Genomic DNA, 20,881 nt, shown 5'->3' on the forward strand with positions numbered 1-20,881 from the left:
AAAGCGTCCTGTTTTCGTATGAGCGGTGCGCTAGTATTCTGCCTTTCCCGCACCGTGATCCCAATTCGCATGGAAACCCGTCGCAAGGCCGATATCAACGGACTGCTCTCCCGCCTGCCGCTTTTCGCCCAGGTGGAACCGGAAACCATTGCCACGCTGGCTGCAAATACCGTCGAGGTGCGGCTAGAGAAGGGCAAGCTGCTGTTCCAGCAGGGCGATGCCGCCGATGGCTTCTATGTGGTGGTCTACGGCCAGGTGAAACTGGGCTTCGCGGCGCAGTCCGGTCACGAGAAGGTGATCGAGATCCTTGGCCCGCAGCAGAGCTTCGGCGAAGCGGTGATGTTCATGGGCCGGCCGTACCCGGTGTTCGCACAAGCGCTGTCCGACACGCTGCTGCTGCATATCCCCGGCGACCCGATCTTCTCGCTGATCGAGCGCAACGGCAGCTTCGCGCGCCGCATGCTCGCCGGCCTGTCGATGCGGCTGCACACGCTGGTGCAGGACGTTGAATCGTATTCGCTGCGTTCGTCGACCCAGCGGCTGATCGGCTACCTGCTGCGCAATGCCGATGAAGCCGACGGCAACACCGCCGAAATCGACCTCGAAACCAGCAAACAGGTGCTTGCCTCGCGCCTGAACCTGACGCCCGAGACCTTCTCACGCATCCTGCATGCCCTCTCCGAATCAAAGCTGATCTCGGTGAACGGCAAACACATCACGATTCACGACATCGCGAAGCTCAACGCCTACGAAGGCTGAGCGGGGTCGCCAACAGGCGACAGACCCCACGCGGCGATGGCCGGCGGCGGGCTTTTCACCGCCAGCGCCGGATCGGCCTGCATCACGGCCTGGAAGGCGAGGAAGACCTGCGGATCCCAGCGGATACCGACCTCGCCACTCAACACATCCATGATGCGCGGATGCGAGCTGGCGAACCGGTACGGCCGTGGCGCCGACATCGCGTCGTACGCATCCGCCAGGGCAATGATGCGCGAGATAAGCGGAATGCGTTCGCCAACCAGACCATCCGGATAGCCCTTCCCGCACATGTATTCGTGATGCGAGCGGACATACGGCGCAATCTCGGTAAGCGCCGGATCACCGCTTTCGGCGAGCATGCGCGCGCCGATCGTGGGATGCGCACTGATCATGTCCCAGGCTTCGCGGTCGAGCGAGGCCGGGCTGGTCAGCACCGCATCGGGGATCTCGCATTTGCCCAGGTCGTGCAGTTCGGCGGCCAAGCGGACCGCCTCGATATCGTGCTCGGACAAGCCCATGCGCCGGGCAATCCGCTCCGCGATTACGACCACGCGTTCGCCATGGCCCGCGCAGCACGTTTCACGCTGGGCGAGATCCGCGATCAGCGCACGCGCATGAGCCAAAGGGTTTGATGCGTTCAGGCGGACCATGATGCACCCCCGTTCAACGAAGTCCCCACCTCCTGCGGCGCCTCGCGCGAGTGCACGCGGCGCCCAACCAACTCGACGCATATCCCTGATTTCAGAATAGCAAGCGAACGCCCGGTCGGCAGGTAGCCTCATGCGGCTGGGCGAGCCCGGTGTTAGTGCGGGGTTTTGGGCGCCGGAGGGGGCAGCTTCGCCATCTGTGCAGCGGTTTGCTTGAGCAGCGCAGTCGCCTGCTCGGGCGCGTCGACGAATGCGGCAAACAGGTTCAAGCCGATTTCGGCGCGCTCGGGCGGTGTGGCGAGGTCGTAGTTGAAGGCCCAGGCATGGTTGCGCGCGATCTCATCGCGGAGCACCTGCTTGGACGGCGAGTAGTGCCGATCGAGAACGAGCAGATTGGGCGCCAGGGCACCCATCGCGCGACTGATCTCGACTTGCGATCCCGCCAGCGCGAACTGCCGCATCACCGCCTTGGCGCCGTTGGGGTGCTTGGCCTCGCGCGGTAGCACCAGGCCATCGATCGGCCCGAGCGCCACCGGCGCGATCGATGGATCGATCTGCGGGAAGGGGAAGAAACCGAAGTCTTCGCCCTCGTGCCAGTTGACCTCGGGTGACTCGTAGAAGCCCGTGAGCCACGTTCCCATCAAGGTCATCGCAGCTTCGCCGCGGCGCACCATGAGCCCCGCGCCAGAATCGAATTCGAGCTCATTCGGCTTCGCATTGAACAAGCCCGCCTGCAGGAGCTCCCGCCAAAGATCGAACACCCGCCGGACCTCGGGGTCGTCGAAAGACGCACGCCCGTCCATCAGGCGCTGCCGGTACTCCAGTGGCGCGGTGCGAAGCAGCAGGTAGTCGAACCAGAATTGCGCCGGCCACCGCGCCTTTGAACCGAGCGCAAACGGTGTCACACCATTTGCTTTCAGGCGCTTGGCGAGCGAGACCAGCTCGGGCCAGGTCTTGGGCGGCTGCAAGCCGAGCGCGGAAAAAACCTTCTTGTTGTAGACGAAGGCCACGTAATGCTGCGCGATTGGCAGGAAGTAAACCCGGCCGTCATACACGCTGGCGGATTTCACGATCGCCGGGCCGAACAGCTTGTTCATCTCGGCCTGCGGCAGCACATCGTCGATGGGTTGCAGTTGATCGAGGATCGAGGCCACCCGGGCGCCGGCCCAGTAACTGTAGAGGTCTGCCGGTCGATGCTCGGCCAGCTCGCTGCGGATCTGGCGCTTGAAGGTCTCATGCTCGACGGGTAGCACCTGGAGCCGGTAGCGGGTATTCGCATCGTCGAAGCGTTTGGCGATCGTATCCACGGTGCCGGCATAGGCGCCGCCAAACGAAAAATAGTGCTTGAACGCCACCACCTCACGGGCCGGCGCGGGCGGCTCGCTGGTGCGCTGGCAGCCAAGGAGCAACGCAACACCGCACAGGAGGGCAAGCAGCCGGCTTTTCATGACACACCATTCAAACATGGATCGGGATTCCAACATGGGCCGTGCCGCGGGGTTCGACAGCTGATCTGGCGCGCGTTCAAAACGAAGGCATCGGCCCATCGCGACAGACCCGCAATGCTTTTATCGCACCCGGCCATTCTGGGCGAATCGCCGAATCACGCTCAGCGCCAGATCAAGCGTGTGGTTCGTTGGGCTGTCGCGTTGCGCGAGTGTGGCGGTACGCGAGCGCGAAACGCCACACGTTCCACGCAAAGCTGCATTGCGCCAGCAGCAGCACCGCACCGGCGAACACCGCCACGCGAGGCAGGCAGATGGCGATCAGTAGAAGAAGCACTGCTGCCGATTGCAGCCAGGTCTGCGCGCGCAGTGCACGCTCGCCCGGCCCGCCGGTCAGCCTGGCACCCAGGCCCAGTGCCGCCAGCCGAAGCGTGATCAGGAAGGGCAGGATCTTCTGCAGCATCGCGCCGATCACGCCACTGAACACGCCGATCGCCAGCACCACACCCAAGGCCATCGCCGCCCGTTGCGCGGTATCCGGATCGCTCGCCAGCATGGCGAACGCGAGCAAGGCCGCGCCGCCGGCCAGCGCCACCATCGCAGCGCGCCAGCCGCTGCCCGCCGCATCGGTGCGGGTACGGCGGCGCAGCAGGAACAGGCGGTAGGTGATGCCAGCAAAGCCTAGCGCGAATACGCTGACGCCGAGCGCCAACCCGCGCGCGAGGCCTTCCGCCCCGAGCCATGCGGCGGTGCTGATCGCCGCAAGCAATACAGGCAGCGCGATCGCGGCGAGCGACAGCAGCGTCTTCGGATACGGCGGCGTGATGTAGAACATCGGCACCACCAGCACCGCAACCCCGGCGACCAGCGGCAGGGCCCAACCAGCCAGGGCCCACAGCGCGTGCAGATTGACCAGCGTGACAAAACGCGCACCCGCGCCGTGCTCAAGCTGGTGGGCCAACCCGAAGCCGAGCGCAACCGCTACGGCAAGCCCGGCCACGGCAACCCGCATCAGCCGGCGCGCAGGATCGCGTGCGGTGGCGTGCAGCAGACCCGGTGCGATCGCGACGACGAAAACACCGCAAGCCAGCGCCAGCAGTGCGGCGCCGATACCGGTGAGGTGGTAGCCGGGCAGCAGGAAACCCGCAACCAGCAGCACGGCACCGAGCACACTGGCCGGATGCACGACACCGGCAAGCAGCCGTGGGCGCGGCACCAGGCTACCCGCGGCAACCGGCAGCACCTGGAACAGCGCGCCGAGCATCGCCTGCAGCATCAAACCGGCGGTGAAGCAATGCAGCACCGCCACCGCGTGTGGATGCCAGCGGCTCGCGAGCGCAGTATCGGGGTACATCAATAACAACAGCGCGCCGGCGATGCCGAACAACGGCGCGCCGAGAAAGAAGCGCAGCGGTACCGACAGCGGCGGTGCGTCGCGCACTTCCAGCATGGCGGCGGGCGTCAGGCGTGGCGGATGTGGATCGACACGGTGCCGTCCTCGGCGAACTCGGTGCGGTGCGTGAAGCCGTTCTGCTTGAGGATGCCGTACAGGGGCACCGGCTCACGATAGAGCAGCAACACCGCCTCTTCTCCACGCGGCAGCGTATCGAGCGCTTCGAGGATCAGGTGCAAAGGCTGCGGGGGCTCTAGGCCACGTGCGTCGACAATGCGTGGTGCGTTCATCAGGAAACCTCCGGCATACCAAGGCGGGCAATCGCATCGGCCACGACCTGCGGGTGGGCGCTGAGCACCTGATCGCACATCGGGTAGAGGATCTGCTCTTCCTTCATGTTGTGGGCTTGCATGATCGAGAACAGCGTGTCGGCAAGGCTACCTGCCTCGTCGAAATCGCCCGCCATGATCAGGCGACGTACATCCTCGCACAGCCCGAGCATCTCGCCATGCTCGCCGCGCATCACGGCGCTGGGGCCGGCCGTCATGCCGGTGGCCGCCTCGAAGGCGGGGAAGATCACCTCTTCCTCGGCACGGAAGTGGGCATCGAGCAGCAGATGAAAGCGCGCGAAGGCGTCGGCTGCCTGCAGCTGCATCCGCTGCGCAATCGCCTGTTCGGCCCGCGCGAAGACCTCATCGCAGGCGCGGTGGTCGGCCGCAAAATGTTCGATCACGCTCGCCATGACAGAGTCCTTTCACTCGTTCCGTCCAGTGTCGCGGCGCGACGCCATCGGCAGCCTTGACTCGCATCAACACGGCAACCGCCATGGCAACGCGGGTAGCCGCTTGATTGCAATCAATGTCGCCGACCGGCCCGGATCACGAGAATGCGCCCACCTTGCAAGCTGCATCCACAAAGGGGAGACGCACCATGAGCGGAGGACTATCGACCTCGATGGCGCGGAATGTTTTCTACGGCGGAACGGCGTTCTTTGCCTTCCTGTTCATCGCGCTGACCGTAGACACCAACCGCACATTGCCCAAGCGCGATAACAGCGCAAACATCACGCCGGCCGTCGCGCATGGCAAGAAACTCTGGGAGACCAACAACTGCATCGGCTGCCACAGCCTGCTTGGCGAGGGCGCCTACTTCGCGCCGGAGCTGGGCAACGTCTACAAGCGCCGTGGCCCCGAGTTCATCAAGGCCTGGATCAAAGGCCAGCCGACCGGTGCACCGGGTCGGCGCCAGATGCCGAACTTCCACCTGTCCGACAAGGACCTCGACGACATGGTCGAATTCCTCAAGTACAGCTCCGAGATCAACACGGCGAAGTGGCCGCCGAACATCGAAGGTTGAGGAGAGCGCACCATGCAATACAAATCTCAAGCGGTTGCGAAGCCCTACTTCATCGCGGCGATCGGCCTATTCGTAGCGCAGATCCTGTTCGGCCTGGTCATGGGCCTGCAGTACGTCATCGGCGACTTCCTGTTCCCGGCGATTCCGTTCAACGTGGCGCGCATGGTGCACACCAATGCGCTGATCGTGTGGTTGCTGATGGGCTTCATGGGCTCGGCCTACTACCTCGTGCCCGAGGAAGCGGAGACCGAACTGCACAGCCCGAAGCTCGCCCTGGCGCTGTTCTGGATATTCCTCGTCGCGGCCGCGCTCACCGTGCTCGGCTATCTGATGGTGCCGTACGCGACACTCGCGAAGATCACCGGCAACGACTTGCTGCCGACGATGGGGCGCGAGTTCCTTGAGCAACCAACGATCACCAAGATCGGCATCGTCGTGGTCGCGCTGGGCTTCCTGTTCAACCTCACGATGACCTTCCTGAAGGGCCGCAAGACCGCCATTTCCAGCATCCTGCTGCTGGGCTTGTGGGGCCTGGCGATCATGTTCCTGTTCTCGTTCTACAACCCGGACAACCTGGTCAAGGACAAGTACTACTGGTGGTTCGTTGTGCACCTGTGGGTGGAAGGTGTGTGGGAGCTGATCCTCGGCGCAATCCTCGCCTTCGTGCTGATCAAGGTGACCGGCGTGGACCGCGAGGTGATCGAGAAGTGGCTCTACGTGATCATCACGCTGACGCTGATCTCCGGCATCCTCGGTACTGGCCACCACTTCTACTGGATCGGTGCGCCGGAGTACTGGCAGTGGATCGGCAGCGTGTTCTCGGCGCTCGAACCGATTCCGTTCTTCGCGATGACCGTGTTCGCCTTCAACATCGTCAACAAGCGTCGCCGCGAGCACCCGAACAAGGCGGCGGTGCTGTGGGCGCTGGGCACCAGCGTGATGGCCTTCCTCGGCGCAGGGGTGTGGGGCTTCCTGCACACACTGGCACCGGTGAATTACTACACCCACGGCACGCAGATCACCGCAGCGCACGGCCACATGGCCTTCTACGGCGCCTACGTGATGGTGGTGCTGACGATGATCAGCTACGCGATGCCGGTGATCCGCGGCCGCGCCGCCAACAGCGAACGCTCGCAAGTGCTGGAGATGTGGAGCTTCTGGCTGATGACGATCGCCATGGTGTTCATCACGCTGTTCCTCACCGCCGCCGGCATCCTGCAGGTGTATCTGCAACGCTTCTCCGATACCCCGCAGCCCTTCATGGTGGTGCAGGAAAAGATCGCGCTGTTCTACTGGCTGCGCGAGTTCACCGGCCTCGTGTTCCTGCTGGGGCTGGTGCTCTACATCGCGAGCTTCTTCGTCAAGGGTGAAGCACCGGCCACGAGCGGCAAGCTCGCTGGCGCAACCCGATAGAGGAGGCGCGGGCGGCGCCGGCGTCGCCCGCCACATCGAATGTCTGTAGTGGATCTTTGCCCGGCCCCCGCGCCGGGCTTCTTTTTCCGCAAGGCGCGCGAGACACACCCGCCGGGAGACCTCGCGGTGTGGATATTCATCCTCGCCGAGTTGCTGGTGTTCGCGGTGCTGCTCGTGGCCTACGCCTTCGCGCGTGCGTCAGACCGCGCCTTGTTCGATGCGATGCAGGCCGGGCTCGATCGCCGTGGCGGCGCGATCAACACCGTGCTGCTGATCAGCGCAAGCTGGTGCGTCGTGCGAGCGGTGCGCAGCGTGAACGCGGCGCGCCTTGCCGCCGCCGCGCGCTGGCTGGCTGCCGCGGTGGTCGGTGGCAGCGGTTTCGTTCTGGTGAAGCTGCACGAATACGCCACCGTGTTCGGGCAGGGCTATTCGCTCTCGTCCGACCGCTTCCACATGTTCTACATCGGCCTCACCTTCTTCCATTTCATGCATGTGCTGCTGGGCCTGGCGGTGCTCGTCGTGCTGCTTCTGCAAACCCGGCGCGGCGCCTATCGCAGCGGACACATGAACGGGCTGGAAAGCGGCGCGGCCTACTGGCACATGGTGGACCTGGTGTGGATCGTCCTCTTCCCCCTCGTATACGTGTTGCGATGAAAACACCTTCAATCCATCGCGAGGACATCGCCTTCGCAGTGCTGCTGCTCGCCACGCTGGTGACCTATGCGCTCGGCGAATGGGACGGCAAGTACCGCGAAGTCTGCCGCAGCGGTCATGTGATGATCGTCAGCGCACAAGGCGCGGTGGCGGTCGTGCTCGCGCTCGTCACGCTGATCAAGGGCACGTTGGTGGCGCGCGAATTCATGGTGCTGCGCCATGTCAGCCTGCGCTGGCAAGCGGCGGTGCTCGGCTGGCTGCTGCTGGTGATCGCGTTGATTGCCGTCGGGTGGCGCGCGAGCCTCTCCGCCTGACCGAGATCAGTAGAGCGTTGCCTGAATCCGAGCCGGCTGAAGGCGATCGAACTCCGTGGCATCGATCGCGCCGCCGGTAATCTGTGCATTGATCTGGCCGGCGCTTGGCACCCCGGCGGCGGGCGGCGCGGTCCACAGCTGCGAACGGACAATCGCCCGCGAACACTGGTAGTAAGCCGTCTCGACGGTAATCACCAGCACGCACTTCGGCATCTGCTCTCGGACCACGAAGCGGGCCAGCAAGTCCGGCGCGACCGAGATCTTTGCGTGACCATTCACCCGCAGCGTCTCACCCACGCCTGGAATCAGGAACAGCAAGGCCATGCGCGGATCTGCGATCAGGTTTCGCAGGCTGTCAGCGCGGTTGTTGCCGCGCCGTTCGGGCAAGAGCAGAGTCTGCTCGTCTTCAACCACCACGAAACCCGGTGCATCCCCCCGCGGAGAAGCATCCAGTCCACCCGGCCCGCTGGTGGCCAGGATCGCGAAGGGTGACGCCTCAATCATGGCGCGGTAGGCCGACACGATGCGCGGCAACTCCTTGCGTATCGAAATGTCGCTGACCGGCCCGAGCAGCGCGTTCAACTGTTCCACGGTATCGATCGTGTCGAGACTTTGCGTCATCGGTCGGCTCCAGTGGCAGGAGGCACGATTATCCGTGAGTCCGCACGACCGAACCTAACGCGTTAAGCTGCACCCAACACAAACTCAAACTCGCGCGAGCCCAAACCATGTCCGACGTTCTACCTACCCTTGAAGTCGAAACTGCCGCCGAGGCTGATTTCAGTGTGATCTGGCTGCATGGGCTGGGTGCCGATGGCAGCGATTTCGAGCCGGTGGTGCCGGAACTGGGCCTGCCGGGCAATGCAAAGATCCGGTTTGTGTTTCCGCACGCGCCGGTGATTCCGGTGACCTGCAATGGCGGCTACCTGATGCGCGCGTGGTACGACATCAAGTACCTCGACGGCAGCACGCGCGATGTGGACGAAGCTGGCGTGCGTGCGTCGTGTGAGGCTGTGCGCGCGTTGATCGCCCGCGAGAACGCGCGCGGCGTGCCGACGCACCGCATCGTGCTGGCCGGTTTCTCGCAGGGTGGCGCGATCGCCTACACCGCGGCCCTGTCGCACCCGGAGACCCTGGCTGGCGTGATTGCGCTATCCACCTACCTGCCTGCGCGCCAGTTGCTGCTCGACTCATTGACCGAGGCGAACCGGTCGACGCCGATCTTCGCGGCGCACGGCACGCAGGACGATGTGGTTGGGTTGCGACTTGGCGAAGCGGCGCGCGACACCTTGCAGGCTGAGGGCTACGCAGTGGAATGGCGCACCTATCCGATGCCGCACTCGGTTTGCCTTGACGAGATCCGCGCGATCGGCGCCTGGCTCACGACACGCTGGCAGACCGCGCAGCGGGCCTGAAGCAGCACAAGAAACGCGGGCGGGGTCGCCCCCACCCGCCTTGGTCGCTCAGTCGGCGCTCTTGGCCTTGCGGAACTGCTGCGCCCAGGTGAGCAGAGCACCCGAGGTGCGCGTCTGGATCCACACCCGGCCCTTGCCGCGGAAGCGGCAGACAAAGCCCTCGCCGGAGAAGAACAGCGATTTGTAGCCGCCGAACTTCTCGACGCTGTAGTTGAGCCCCTCGGTGAAGGCCACGATGTTGCCGGTGTCGACGACGTATTCGCCATCCACATCCTTCGCGATCATGCCGCCGTAGGTGTTGAACCACAGATCACCAGTGCCCGATGCGCGGATCAGGAAGAAGCTCTCGCCCGAGAAGAAGCCTTTCGTGAAACCCTGCCACTTGCTCTCGATCGTGACATCCGGGTCGCACGCCACGAAGGCGCCGTTCTGCAGGTAGATCACGTCACCGTTCAGGTAGACATGCCCGATGTCGCCCGGCGCGCCCGGCGCGATGCCGATTTCACCCGGCACCTTCTCGGCGCTGAACTCATTGATGAAGATCGATTCGCCGGTGATGAAACGTCCGAGGCCGCCGCCAAGCTTGGTCTTCATGCGGATGTGGGTGTCCATCGTCGCCATCGCCGAGGCTTCCACCTTGATCGTGTGGTTGGCCGGCAGCTTCACGGTCAGGAAGGCAAAGTCAGGCGCACCCTCGATCGTAAACTTGAAACCGGGTTGCTCCGCTTCCGGTTCGATCACCGCTGCGGGCGCAACGGCAGCGGGTGCGGGTGCGGGCGACGGTACCGCCGGCGCGGCAGGCTGCATCGGCGCAGCAACGGCCGTCAGCCCCATCTTCAGCAACGCAGCGCAGTAACGCTGGGCCGTAGCCTCGTCGAGGTCCACCTTGATCGCACGCGGCAGCGTCGCCAGCACCTCGGCAGCCTTCTCCGGCGTGATCTTGAACGCCGTGGCGAATGCCGCCTGGGCGCCCGCAACATCCGCCACGGCGTAGCCGGTCACGCTCACTTTGAATGACATCTCGTGTCCCCTTCCTGTTACTTGCGCGGCTTGAGCGTCGGGCGCAGCGACATGCCGAAGCTGCCCGGGTTATGCGACTGGCACCACACGGTGCCACGCCCCTTGAACTTGCAGACGAGGCCTTCGCCACCCAGCATCGAATGCAGCCAGCTCTTGCCCGCCTTGGTCAGCGAGAACTCCAGCGTCTCCTGGAAGGCGACGATATGGCCGGTATCGACGATGTGCTCGCCGTCGACCTCGATCGGATAGATCGCCCCAAAGGAACTCAGCACCACCTTGCCGCGCCCGGAGAGCTTGAGCCAGAACAGGCTTTCGCCCGACAGCAGGTTCTTGAAGCCCTGCCAGGTCGTATCGATGTCGACACCCTGCTCGCAGGCGACGAACGAGCCGGCTTGCACCAGCAGCGCATCGCCATCCAGCGTGTAGTCCATCATGTCGCCGGCCAGTGCCGTGCCCAACACCACTTCGCCGGGCCCGCTGCGCGCAGTGAAGTGGTTGAGGAAGAACGACTCGCCACCGAACAAGCGCTTGGCCGCCTTCAGCAGCCCGCCTTTGCCGCGTTTGTGCGTAGTGGTTTCGATATCGAGCTGGCCGCTCATCGCGATCATCGCGCCCGATTCGGTCGTGCAGCTCTCGCCTGCGGCCAGCAGCAGCGTTGCTGCGGTATTGCCCGGGCGATGAATGAATTCGACTTGCATGCGCGCCTCGCTCAGCTCAGTTTCGGGTTGATCCAGCCGGTCAGGCCGGAGAGGCTGCGCGTCTGGATCACCACGCGGCCCTTGCCGCTGACACGCGTGACGAGCCCTTCGCCGCCGAAGAGGCTGGAGAAGATGCCGCCGGCCAGTTGCAGGCGCAACTTGATCCCCGGTTCGTAAGCAACAAGGTGGCTGTTGTCGACGATGTACTCACCGTCGATCTCCCTATCGAGCAGCGCGCCGTAAGCGCCGTACCACAGCGTGCCGCTGCCTTTCACGACAGTGCGGAACAGCCCTTCGCCGGCGATCCACGAGACGAAGCCGGCAAAACCGACGCTGAGCTTGAGCCCTTCGGTGCTGGCCAGATAGGCGCCGGGCTGCAGGTAGAAGGTGTCGTTGTGCAGTTCCAGCGCACGGATACCGCCCGGTGTGGGCTGCACCAGCGTCAGCGAACGCGGGCGCTTGGTGTTGTTCTTGAAGACGTTGACGAACAGCGTCTCGCCGGCGAGGTACTTGCGCAGCAGGCCGGCTAAAAAACCGCCATTTAAGCGCGCCTGCAAGTCGAGGTCGGCCGACATGCTGCTCATCGCATCGGATTCGGCGACCACGCTGTCGCCGGGCTCCAGTGTCAGGTCGACATAGGAAAAAGCATCACTGCCGCGGATTTCCGCTTTCATCGTCGTCTTTCGTCGTGGTTGTACTGGCCAGGCGTCTCGTTTGACGCCGGCATTCATTCCGGGGTCTTCACAAACGCTTGAACCTGCGCCTTCAGCGCCGCAAAGGCCGCGCGATCGTCGCGCCAGGTCTGGGCTGGCAGCTTCGCCAGCCGAGCCTGCAGCTTGGCAATGCGCTCATCGGTGTCGGGGTGGGTGCCGAGGTAGGCCATCGCGCCGCGCGCGGCATCCTGCGCATCGGCATCGCCCAATTGCTTGAGCTGTTTGCGCTCTTCTTCGCGAATCGTGCGGAAGAATCCGATCAGGCCGGCCGGGTTGATCTGCGCACGCGTCAGCAGGTCGAACCCGGCACGGTCTGCCTCGCGCTCGAAGTCGCGCGAATACTTCTGGTTGATCAGCATCGGCGCCGCACCGGCGACGGCGGCAATCAGGCCGGAGGCATCGCCGATCAGCGCCTGCGCCACCGCATAGACGCCGACGCTCTTGATCACCGAGCGCAGGCCGTGCTGCTCGGTCACATGCGAGATCTCATGCGCGAGCACGCCCTGCAGCTGGTCGGGCGAAGTCGCCTTCAGGATCAGCCCGGAGTGAATCACGACCTCGCCGCCCGGCAGCGCGAAGGCGTTGAGGCTGGGGTCGTTGATCACGTGGAAGTGGTAGCGATAGCGGTCACCAGCCTGCGCCACCAGGGGTGCCACCAGCGGTTTGAGCAAGGCCTCGGCCGTCTTGTCCGGCATGAAGGTTTTCTGCACGCGGAACTGCTTGATCGCCGTCTCACCGAGCGATTGTTCCCAATCGGCCGGCAGGCGCCGCGCCACCACGGCACTGAGACCATCGAGCGAGAAGTAGAGCGCCAACGGCAGCAAGACAATCAGGCCCAGCACCGTGGCAAGACTGCCCCAGCCGAGCAAGCGGCGCTTGCGACGATGCTGCCGCAGGCGCTGCACGGCCGGGTGGTCGGCCAGCGCGGATTCCGCCAGCAATGCATGGTCGCTGGTATAGAGCTGCCACGCCGGCAGCGCCGGATGGGTGATGAAGACCAGGCGATCGCTCGCACCGCCGAGGCTGAGCTGCAAGCCCGCCAGAGGCAGATCCACCGCTTCGCCGGCGCCCTCGAAGCGAAGCTGGCCGGCGTGCACCGCCAGCCGCCCGGCACAGCGCCCACCGGGCAGGTTTTCGTTGAAGGCTTGCGCGTCGAATGCGCGATCGGCAGTCATCTGAAGCGTCGATTCCTGTTTGCTTTACTTGTGCCGCCGACTGCACGTGCCACGGAGATCGCGGCAGGAGCCACGACAGCTCTTCAGGCGGAAACCATAGAACAAGCCAAGCAAAATCGCAGCGCGCGCTCGGCAAACGGCGTGCGCAATTTGGGTAAGCGCGCACGATTTCCGCTGCGGCCCAACCAAAATCGCCAAAATTATCGAAGTCGCATTTTCTTACAGCTTTGGCGCGCTTGAAACTGCGCTTGATCAAGCGAATCGGCCCTCTGGGCAGCCAGCACGACCGGGTGGTGTGCCAAACATCACGGCGCACCGGCCGAATCGTGAATTTGTTCCTGTCGACAGAACTATCAAAGTCGCCTGATCGCCCAGCCGAATCTACGTTTTTGTTGAACTGGCACGATTGCTGCTGGTGCAGCGCATCACGACAACGTGGATTCACCATGTCATTCCGCGCACTCACCCTGCTCTGCTGTGCCCTCGTCTCGCACTCTGCCGCCGCTTATGTCATCGACGGCAACCTTCAATCCGACTGGTCGATCAACAGGGCGACCATGACCCCTGGCGCCAGCGTCAAGGGCTATACGGTGGAAGACTGGACACGCAACAGCAGCGGCTACCTCGACCCGGGCTACGGCGGGCAGGCCTACGACGCCGAGGCGCTGTACGTCGACTACGACGCCACCTACCTCTACCTCGGCCTCATCACCGGCCTGAACCCCGCCACGCGCATGGGCAACAACACCTACGCACCGGGCGACTTCCTGATCGATTTCGGCCGCGACGGCAAATTCGAATACGGTTTCACCACCACCGTGATCAAGAACGCGAACGGCAGCCTCTATCGCCCGACGATCCAGGTCGGATCGCTGTACCGCGTCGGCGACGCCGCCAACGGCTGGTACTTCGGCCTGTGGGACAACCAGAACAGCAGCTATGCGCGCGGGCGTGACCCGGTCGCGGTGAAGGCGGGCACGCTGGTCGGCAGCGGCCAGATCGCAACCGGCGGTGCAGTCACCGGCTACGGCAAGTACAGCACCGACACGCATTACATGATCGAGGCCGCGATTCCGCGTGCGCTGTTCGGCGCCGACTGGGGCCTGCCGTTTGATGTGCAGTGGGCAATGCTGTGTGGCAACGATGTGATCAAGGCCGATCCGCCGCTGCCCACGCCCGAGCCGATGAGCCTCGCCCTGGTCGGCAGCGCACTCGGAGCACTGGCACTGAGTCGCCGTCGGCGTTCAGTGTGAGCCGGCATACCGTCTGATCGTCACCCCGCGCGCGGCGCCCGCCGCGCGCAAATTGCCGCGAATCAAGGAAGCACCGGGGCGCGCGGCCGATGCTGCGCCCCATGAACGCACGCATCGAAACGGAAGCCACGCTTCCCTACTACGCCCCCAGCGGCGACGAGGTCGCGCTCTTCGAGCAAGCCTGGCGCAATCGCTTGCCGGTGCTGATCAAGGGGCCAACCGGCTGCGGCAAGACACGCTTTGTCGCGCACATGGCCGCGAAGTTGGGCCTGCCGCTCTACACCGTTGCCTGTCACGATGATCTGTCCGCCGCCGACCTTGTAGGTCGCCACCTGATCGGCGACGGCAAGACCGTGTGGTGCGATGGCCCGCTGACCCGCGCGGTGCGCGAAGGCGGCATCTGCTACCTCGACGAAGTGGTCGAGGCGCGCAAGGACACCACCGTGGTGCTGCACCCGCTCGCCGACGATCGCCGCGTGCTGCCGATCGAGCGCACCGGCGAGCAGCTCGAAGCGCCGCCCGGCTTCATGCTGGTGGTGTCGTACAACCCGGGCTACCAGAACTTTCTGAAGAGTCTGAAACCCTCGACGCGCCAGCGCTTCGTCAGCCTCGCCTTCGACTTCCCGACCGCCGAGCGCGAGATCGGCATCCTGACCGGCGAAACCGCCTGCGATCCGATGCTCGCGCGCCGCCTCGTGTCGATCGCCGGCAGTCTGCGTACGCTCAAGGACGTCGACCTCGAAGAGGCGGTTTCGACACGCCTGCTGGTTTACGCCGCACGCCTGATCGGCTCTGGCGTCGCGCCGCTGGTGGCCTGCCGTGCCGCAATCGTCGAAAGCCTGACGGACGACCGCGAAATCGCCGAGGCCTTGATGGAAGTCGTCGCCGCCACGTTTGGCGTCTGAGCCCATCGTGCCGATGCGCGACGCCGACGACCCCCGCCCGCTCGCGGTTGCCGCCGAAGCGCTGTACCTGATCAACCTGATGCTCGCCCCCGGCCTGGCCTTCGCGGTGCTCGCGTGGCTCTGGTGGCGCCGCCGCCGCACCGCGCATCCGGTCGCGCGAGTCCATCTGGAGCAAGCCTTCCGCGTCAGCCTGGTCGGCGGCGCGTTGATCTTTACCACGCTACTGATCGGCGCGATCGGCGGTTTTCGTGGCCCAGGTGTGTGGGTGGTCGTGATCCTCTACTTCACGGTGGTGCACTCGTCGCTGATCCTGCTCGGCGTTGTCGGCCTGGTCAAAGCGATCAACCGCGAAGCCTGGCGCTACCCGCTGATCGGCTGATACCCCATGAGCGCTCCCGCCGCCGCGCCACGCCGCGTGATCCCGATTGCCAGTGTCGACGCCCCGCGCCGCCACCGCCTGCAGACGCGTCGCACCCTGTTCCAGGCCGGCTTCTTCGTGCTGTTCATTCTCGCGCCGGTATTCAACCTGTTGCGGTACGACCTTGTTGCCGGTCATGCCTGGTTCCTCGGCATGCCGTGGCATATCGGCCTGGATGACTTCGCCGCGGGGCGTATCGATGCCGCGCAGGCTGCAGCGCAGGTGCTGCTCAAACTGCTGCTGCCGATCCTTGCCACCGCGGTGGCGGTGCTCGGTGTCGCATGGCGCTGGGGCCGGCTCTACTGCGGCTGGCTGTGCCCGCATTTCTCGGTGGTCGAAACGGTGAATCGCTTGATGCGCCGCGCCAGTGGCAAGCACAGCGTATGGGACGCCCACCCCGGCCCGCTGCTGCAAGACGGCGGCGAGCGCTGGCTGATCCGCCCGAACGGCAGCACCGAGCGGCTCGACGCGCGCTGGTGGTTCGTCGTCGTGCCATTCGCAGTCGGCTTCGCGTTCATCTGGGCGGTGGTGCTGCTGACTTATCTGCTGCCGCCCTTCGAGATCTATCACAACCTCTTCACTGCATCGCTGACCCGTAACCAGGCGCTGTTCATCGGCGTCGCCACGCTGGTGCTGACGGGCGAATTCCTCTTCGCGCGTCACCTGTTCTGCCGCTATGGCTGTGCGGTGGGCATGCTTCAAAGCGTGGCGTGGATCGCGAACCGCCGCGCCATGGTGGTCGGCTTCGCGCGCGAACGCGCGGCGGACTGCGCCACCTGCCCGCAAACGCTGGGGGCTGGTGAAACCGCGTGCGCCGACGTCTGCCCGATGCGGCTCAATCCGCGCGACCTCAAGCGCCGCATGTTCGCCTGCACACAGTGTGCGCAGTGCGTGGTGGCCTGCAGCGAAATCCAGGCCGACACCCCCCGCGGCAGCCTGCTCGAATGGACCAGCGGCGACGCCGCGGCGCACCGCGAAGGCGGCTTTGCCCACAAGAAACACCAGGAGTGAGCGATGGAAGAAGTCGTAGGCGCCGCATGGCACCGCTTCATCACCCGAATCGCGAACCGCAGCTACCCCGAGGCCGCGGTGCAACTCGACGAAGTCGCCAACCTTGCGGGCCCACTGCTGCGTGCATTCGGCGGCGAGCCAGGCCTGCGTGTGGCAAGTGCCGGCGAAACCCGCCACAGCGCACGTCGCCGCTTGATCGACCACATCGCCGCCACCGGCGACAAAACCACCCACGCCGCGCTGGACAGCGAAACCCTGCGCCTGCCGGAACACATCGCGCTGTTCCCGGAACGTGCCCGTAATCGCGAGCTCTACCTGTGGTTGATCGCACTGGCCGGCGAAGTCAGCCGCCAGCCCTTGTCGGCGCAGGCCGCCGCTGCGGACGCACCGGCACCCTCAGCCCGGCCCGATGCCACGCTCTGGGCTCGCGCCCGCGACATCGCGCGAGTGCTGGTGCTGATGCGCCCAATCGAATGGGACAAGGCCGACACCCGCACCCATGCCGCGCGCGACGCTTGGTTGCAGCTCAACCAGCAGGCCGTGGCGGCAGTCCTCGCGCGCTACCCGGGCCTCGCGGCGCGCTACTGCCGCCTGGTCGATGCACATCTCGCGCAGCGCCCAGATCCGGCCAAGCTGCCGCCGGACGAAGCCGCCGCCGAACACGCGATCCGCGCCGCGCTCCTCACGCCCGGCAGCGTCACTGCGCTGCCAGCTGCGACGCGCGACCCGCACCCGGTGCCCTTGTGGCTGATGCCCGCGCTGGACACGCCGCCCCCGCAGCCCCTGCACGCCGAATCCGAAGCCGAAGATGATGCGCAACCCGGCAACGAGGCAAACGCCGCGCTGCGCGAACGCAAGCAGGCGCGGCGCGAAGAACTGCCGGACGGCCGCGACGGCTTCGTGCTGCCCTTCCGCGCCGAGAGCCTGCTGTCGTGGGCCGAGTATGTGCGGGTCAACCGCGCCACCGACGAAGGCGATGAGGATGCTGCCAGCGCGGCGCGCGAGATGGACACCCTGGCCGTGGCGCGCGGCGGCGAAACCTCCACCGCCAAAGTCCGCTTCGATCTCGATCTGCCCGCCGCGGCGCAGGACGATTTGCCGCTCGGCCCCGGCCTTGCCTTCCCCGAATGGGACTGGAAGCGCCGCGCGCTGATCAGCGACCGCGTACGCGTGCAGCCCATGCGCGCCCGCGACGCCAGCAACACCGAACTGCCCGAAGCGCTGCGTCGCGCCGCGCGCCGGTTACGCGCGCAATTCTCCGCGCTGGCGCCGCAGCGGCGCTGGCTGCGCGGCCAGCAGGACGGCCCCGAGCTGGACCTCGACGGGCTGGTGCGCTGGCAGGCCGAACGCGCCGCCGGCTGCGTACAGCCGGAGCCCGGCGTGTACGCCGCGCCGGTGCGCGCCGCGCGCGACCTCGCCTGCCTCGTGATGGCCGATCTGTCGCTCTCCACCGATGCGCATGTCAGCGACACCCACAAGGTCGTGGACGTCGTACGCGAAAGCCTGCTGCTGATGGGCGAGGCCCTCGACGCCACCGGGGACCCGTTCGCCTTCTACGGCTTCTCGTCACTCAAGCGCAACCATGTGCGGGTGCACACCATCAAGGAGTTCGACGAGGAATACGACGGCGCCGCGCGCGGCCGCGTGCAGGCCCTCAAGCCCGGCTACTACACCCGCATGGGCGCCGCGCTGCGCTTTGCCACCAAGGTGCTCGGCGAACGCCCCAACGCCATGCGGCTGCTGCTCTTGCTGACCGACGGCAAGCCGAACGATATCGACCACTACGAAGGCCGCTTCGCGATCGAGGACACCGCCGCCGCAGTGCGCGAAGCCCACCGCGCCGGCCTGCGCCCCTTCTGCGTCACGATCGACCGCGAAGGCGCCGACTACCTGCCCCACCTCTTCGGCCCGCACGGCTTCGTCGTGATCCGCGACCCGCAGGAACTGCCGCAACGGCTACCGCAGCTCTACGCCCAACTCACCGCGGGTTAGCGACGAGCTACGGAGCCGCTGCACTCGGCAAAGCATTGGCCCTCAATGGGCTCCAGCACTTGGGGTGCCACGTAGGTTCTGATCCAGAAACTTTTCCACCCGCGACCAGAAGTCGATGCGTACCGGCTCGTGGAACCAGCCATGCCCCTCATCGGCGTAGAAAAGCCACTCGACCTTGTCGTTCACACCTCGTATAGCACTACGTAGCGCATTCCCGTGATCCACGGGAACTCGGCTATCAGCACCACCATAGGCCATCAACAAGGGCTGATGGATCTTCTCTGCTACCGAGACCGGCGACATGCTGATCAGCGTGTCCTTTTCGCTATCAGGATCTCCGACCAGAACAGGCAGGCCATACTCCCGCGTCTCGTCGCTCGCATCGGACAGTGTGTATCGGAACATGTAAGTGATGTCGGTCACTCCAAGCCACTCCACGCCGCAGCGGAATAGCTCCGGATTTTGAGCGAGCCCCATCAGTACTGCGTATCCCCCATAGCTCGCACCGGCAATACAAATCCGCTTGGGGTCCGCAAGACCTTGCGCGATCGCCCAGTTCGTAGCGTCGGCGACGTCACGTTGCATCGCCTTTCCCCACTGCTTCCAGCCAGCCTTGAAATGAGCGAACCCGAAGCCGGTGCTGCCTCTGAATTCGGGCTCGATGACCAGATAGCCGCGCGAAGCGAAAAACTGCGCCTCTGTTGACCACTCCCACGTCGCGCCACGGGCCCAAGGACCACCATGAACCAGAACGATGGCCGGGTGTGGGCCAGCCCCCCCGCCCGCAGGGCGCGTCACATACACCGGAATTGACAGGCCGTCCGAGGCCTTGAACCTTGAGAACTCCCGACTTCCGACCTGCTCGGGCTCGATATCCGGCAGAACGGATCCCAACGCGGTCAGACGGTCTGTTTTCGGATCAAACAAAAGGTACTGTTCCGGCTGGCGGTCAGATACCGACTCGACGAGATACACGGGCGTGGCCGCGCAATCGCCGCATCGCACGGTATTGATGGTTTGCGGAAGCTTCTCATCGACCCTGCGCTGAATTTCGACCATACCCGGATCGACCCACGTGGTGCTCCACGCATCACTTAAGTGGCGAACGCCAAGTAGCTTGCTCGTCTTCGCATCAAAAACGGGATGGCCGTCGAAGTCAAAACCTTCAATCTCAACAAAAGGCTCAGCGGCGGGGCGCAACGTGGCGGGATCGAGTTGATGGACCGCCGTCGTGCCGCCGCTTCGCTCCACGACTCCATAGACCTTCCCATCCATATCCACCGTAATGGGCGTAACGCCAACGCCCTTGTACATGTCGTACTCGGTGACTTTGCTCCACTGCTCATCAGCCCAACGGTAGATCGTCCGTATCCCCTTCCAGCTGCAGATAACGTACTTCACGGTGCCATCAACGCCAACAATCCAGGAACGAATATGCGGCGGCTGAGTTCCCGTCGTCATCGGGTATGAGCGTTCGTCCAGTGTGTCTAGCGCATAGAGCTTCGAACTATCGCTGCTCCAATCAAGATGATTGATGAGGTATTCCTTCATGATCACGTAGGAGCTGCCGTCCCCCTTGGTGCCGAGTATCCGGGCCGGTCCAAGTTGAATACGACGCTCGCGAGTGCCATCCCGATTCACCGCAAACACGCTGACGCCAAACGTATCCCCCTGCTTGTCCGCGGTGCGATAAAGCAATCGGTCATTGTTTATCCACTCAACGCTGATGACGTCCATATTGCGAAAGTTCGCAAGTGTCGTGGTCTTCTTCAAGTTCCCCGACTCGGCGACAGCAAGCGCAATCCTTCCATTTGCATTTCGGACGCGGAGTGCAAGGTAGTCCCCCGATGGAGAAATGGACGCACTGGACAGCGCCGGTACTGCAAAGAACGCCTCGACAGAAGGCTTTGCGGGCGGCTGTGCGGCAAAGGTGGGGGGGCTAGCCAATAGGGCAGCAAAGCCTGCCGCAAGGAAACGACAAATAGTCATGGGTAGCGAAACCGTTAGCGGAGTGGATGCCCGACAACTCAGGACTCCATAAATGGAATCAACCATACGCAGCACGGAAACAGAACCGGCTGCCTTTGCAGGCATAAAAGCTTAGCGCCGCCGCCAAGCCAATCCATCAAAGACGTATTCCCCTGTGCGGCATGGTGCACATTCGGCCTTAAGCGTTGCGGCAATTCCACTGAGTCTTTTTTGCGAATCACGATGGCGAGTCGTGGCGTTCGCTCACGCTGAACTGCCGTCGATCGAACGCCCGCCGAACGTCCACAAGAGGCCCCATTCAACGAGTGGAG

22 protein-coding genes are annotated in these 20,881 nt (G+C 64.6%); 11 read left to right on the forward strand and 11 right to left on the reverse strand.

The features are described from left to right. The first annotated feature begins 69 nt into the window (after positions 1–69). Positions 70–759, forward strand: a complete 690-nt coding sequence (locus HH302_RS16250; RefSeq protein ID WP_172203296.1) for a Crp/Fnr family transcriptional regulator — start codon at positions 70–72, stop codon at positions 757–759. Here HH302_RS16250 and HH302_RS16255 read toward each other — a convergent pair. From HH302_RS16255 to HH302_RS16275, 5 genes are all read right to left on the reverse strand, one after another. Continuing rightward, the gene (locus HH302_RS16255) at positions 747–1,409 is read right to left on the reverse strand and encodes an HD-GYP domain-containing protein (RefSeq protein WP_172203297.1); all 663 of its coding nucleotides are present in this window, start codon (positions 1,407–1,409) and stop codon (positions 747–749) included. The genes HH302_RS16250 and HH302_RS16255 overlap by 13 nt on opposite strands. Before the next feature lie 152 nt (positions 1,410–1,561). Continuing rightward, a complete protein-coding gene (locus HH302_RS16260) occupies positions 1,562–2,854 on the reverse strand; it encodes an ABC transporter substrate-binding protein (RefSeq protein WP_172203298.1) in 1,293 nt (430 codons plus the stop codon). A gap of 172 nt (positions 2,855–3,026) precedes the next feature. Further along, positions 3,027–4,301: a hypothetical protein gene (locus tag HH302_RS16265; RefSeq protein ID WP_172203299.1), complete on the reverse strand. Its 1,275-nt coding sequence runs from the start codon at positions 4,299–4,301 to the stop codon at positions 3,027–3,029. Between the two features lie 11 nt (positions 4,302–4,312). Beyond that, complete coding sequence (locus HH302_RS16270) at positions 4,313–4,534, reverse strand: DUF2249 domain-containing protein (RefSeq protein WP_172203300.1); 222 nt, start codon at positions 4,532–4,534, stop codon at positions 4,313–4,315. Next, a complete protein-coding gene (locus tag HH302_RS16275) occupies positions 4,534–4,986 on the reverse strand; it encodes a hemerythrin domain-containing protein (RefSeq protein ID WP_172203301.1) in 453 nt (150 codons plus the stop codon). The genes HH302_RS16270 and HH302_RS16275 overlap by 1 nt, the downstream gene beginning before the upstream one ends. 188 nt (positions 4,987–5,174) lie before the next feature. Between HH302_RS16275 and HH302_RS16280 the strand changes: the two genes are divergently transcribed. The 4 genes from HH302_RS16280 to HH302_RS16295 are packed head-to-tail and all read left to right on the forward strand — an operon-like array spanning position 5,175 to position 7,981. Further along, a complete protein-coding gene (locus tag HH302_RS16280; RefSeq protein ID WP_172203302.1) occupies positions 5,175–5,600 on the forward strand; it encodes a cytochrome c in 426 nt (141 codons plus the stop codon). Between the two features lie 12 nt (positions 5,601–5,612). Continuing rightward, positions 5,613–7,013: a cbb3-type cytochrome c oxidase subunit I gene (locus HH302_RS16285; RefSeq protein ID WP_172203303.1), complete on the forward strand. Its 1,401-nt coding sequence runs from the start codon at positions 5,613–5,615 to the stop codon at positions 7,011–7,013. Between the two features lie 39 nt (positions 7,014–7,052). Continuing rightward, positions 7,053–7,667 carry a cytochrome c oxidase subunit 3 gene (locus HH302_RS16290; RefSeq protein WP_172203304.1) on the forward strand — a complete coding sequence of 205 codons (615 nt, stop codon included), beginning with the start codon at positions 7,053–7,055 and terminating at the stop codon, positions 7,665–7,667. Next, entirely contained in the window at positions 7,664–7,981 is a 318-nt protein-coding gene (locus HH302_RS16295) for a cytochrome C oxidase subunit IV family protein (RefSeq protein ID WP_172203305.1), read from the forward strand. Before HH302_RS16290 ends, HH302_RS16295 begins: the two co-directional genes overlap by 4 nt. A 6-nt stretch (positions 7,982–7,987) precedes the next feature. Here HH302_RS16295 and HH302_RS16300 read toward each other — a convergent pair whose 3' ends face one another. Then, positions 7,988–8,602: a pyridoxamine 5'-phosphate oxidase family protein gene (locus HH302_RS16300; RefSeq protein WP_172203306.1), complete on the reverse strand. Its 615-nt coding sequence runs from the start codon at positions 8,600–8,602 to the stop codon at positions 7,988–7,990. A 107-nt stretch (positions 8,603–8,709) separates the two neighbouring features. Here HH302_RS16300 and HH302_RS16305 point away from each other — a divergent pair, with 107 nt between their 5' ends. Then, the gene (locus HH302_RS16305; RefSeq protein WP_172203307.1) at positions 8,710–9,396 is read left to right on the forward strand and encodes an alpha/beta hydrolase; all 687 of its coding nucleotides are present in this window, start codon (positions 8,710–8,712) and stop codon (positions 9,394–9,396) included. 48 nt (positions 9,397–9,444) lie between these two features. On the opposite strand, the gene HH302_RS16310 is transcribed toward HH302_RS16305, so the two are convergent. The 4 genes from HH302_RS16310 to HH302_RS16325 are packed head-to-tail and all read right to left on the reverse strand — an operon-like array spanning position 9,445 to position 13,002. Continuing rightward, positions 9,445–10,416, reverse strand: coding sequence for a TIGR00266 family protein (locus HH302_RS16310; RefSeq protein WP_172203308.1), 972 nt, complete (start codon positions 10,414–10,416; stop codon positions 9,445–9,447). Between the two features lie 17 nt (positions 10,417–10,433). Continuing rightward, complete coding sequence (locus HH302_RS16315; RefSeq protein WP_172203309.1) at positions 10,434–11,114, reverse strand: TIGR00266 family protein; 681 nt, start codon at positions 11,112–11,114, stop codon at positions 10,434–10,436. 11 nt (positions 11,115–11,125) lie between these two features. Beyond that, positions 11,126–11,788 (reverse strand): TIGR00266 family protein, encoded by a 663-nt coding sequence (locus tag HH302_RS16320; protein ID WP_172203310.1) that lies wholly within the window; start codon positions 11,786–11,788, stop codon positions 11,126–11,128. 53 nt (positions 11,789–11,841) lie between these two features. After that, the gene (locus tag HH302_RS16325; RefSeq protein ID WP_172203311.1) at positions 11,842–13,002 is read right to left on the reverse strand and encodes a M48 family metallopeptidase; all 1,161 of its coding nucleotides are present in this window, start codon (positions 13,000–13,002) and stop codon (positions 11,842–11,844) included. A 446-nt stretch (positions 13,003–13,448) separates the two neighbouring features. On the opposite strand from HH302_RS16325, the gene HH302_RS16330 reads away from it, so the two are divergent. The 5 genes from HH302_RS16330 to HH302_RS16350 all read left to right on the forward strand — a co-directional run bounded on the left by HH302_RS16330 (position 13,449) and on the right by HH302_RS16350 (position 18,581). Then, positions 13,449–14,255 carry a PEP-CTERM sorting domain-containing protein gene (locus HH302_RS16330; RefSeq protein ID WP_172203312.1) on the forward strand — a complete coding sequence of 269 codons (807 nt, stop codon included), beginning with the start codon at positions 13,449–13,451 and terminating at the stop codon, positions 14,253–14,255. A gap of 101 nt (positions 14,256–14,356) precedes the next feature. Then, positions 14,357–15,160: a CbbQ/NirQ/NorQ/GpvN family protein gene (locus HH302_RS16335; protein ID WP_172203313.1), complete on the forward strand. Its 804-nt coding sequence runs from the start codon at positions 14,357–14,359 to the stop codon at positions 15,158–15,160. A 13-nt stretch (positions 15,161–15,173) separates the two neighbouring features. Further along, positions 15,174–15,539: a hypothetical protein gene (locus HH302_RS16340; RefSeq protein WP_172203483.1), complete on the forward strand. Its 366-nt coding sequence runs from the start codon at positions 15,174–15,176 to the stop codon at positions 15,537–15,539. A 6-nt stretch (positions 15,540–15,545) separates the two neighbouring features. Next, positions 15,546–16,589 carry a 4Fe-4S binding protein gene (locus tag HH302_RS16345; RefSeq protein WP_172203314.1) on the forward strand — a complete coding sequence of 348 codons (1,044 nt, stop codon included), beginning with the start codon at positions 15,546–15,548 and terminating at the stop codon, positions 16,587–16,589. A 3-nt stretch (positions 16,590–16,592) separates the two neighbouring features. After that, the gene (locus HH302_RS16350; RefSeq protein WP_172203315.1) at positions 16,593–18,581 is read left to right on the forward strand and encodes a nitric oxide reductase activation protein NorD; all 1,989 of its coding nucleotides are present in this window, start codon (positions 16,593–16,595) and stop codon (positions 18,579–18,581) included. Positions 18,582–18,623: 42 nt separating this feature from the next. Here HH302_RS16350 and HH302_RS16355 read toward each other — a convergent pair whose 3' ends face one another. Further along, the gene (locus HH302_RS16355; RefSeq protein ID WP_172203316.1) at positions 18,624–20,354 is read right to left on the reverse strand and encodes a S9 family peptidase; all 1,731 of its coding nucleotides are present in this window, start codon (positions 20,352–20,354) and stop codon (positions 18,624–18,626) included. Positions 20,355–20,881 lie beyond the last annotated feature (527 nt).

The organism is Niveibacterium sp. COAC-50 (assembly GCF_013184235.1).
GTDB lineage: Bacteria > Pseudomonadota > Gammaproteobacteria > Burkholderiales > Rhodocyclaceae > Niveibacterium > Niveibacterium microcysteis.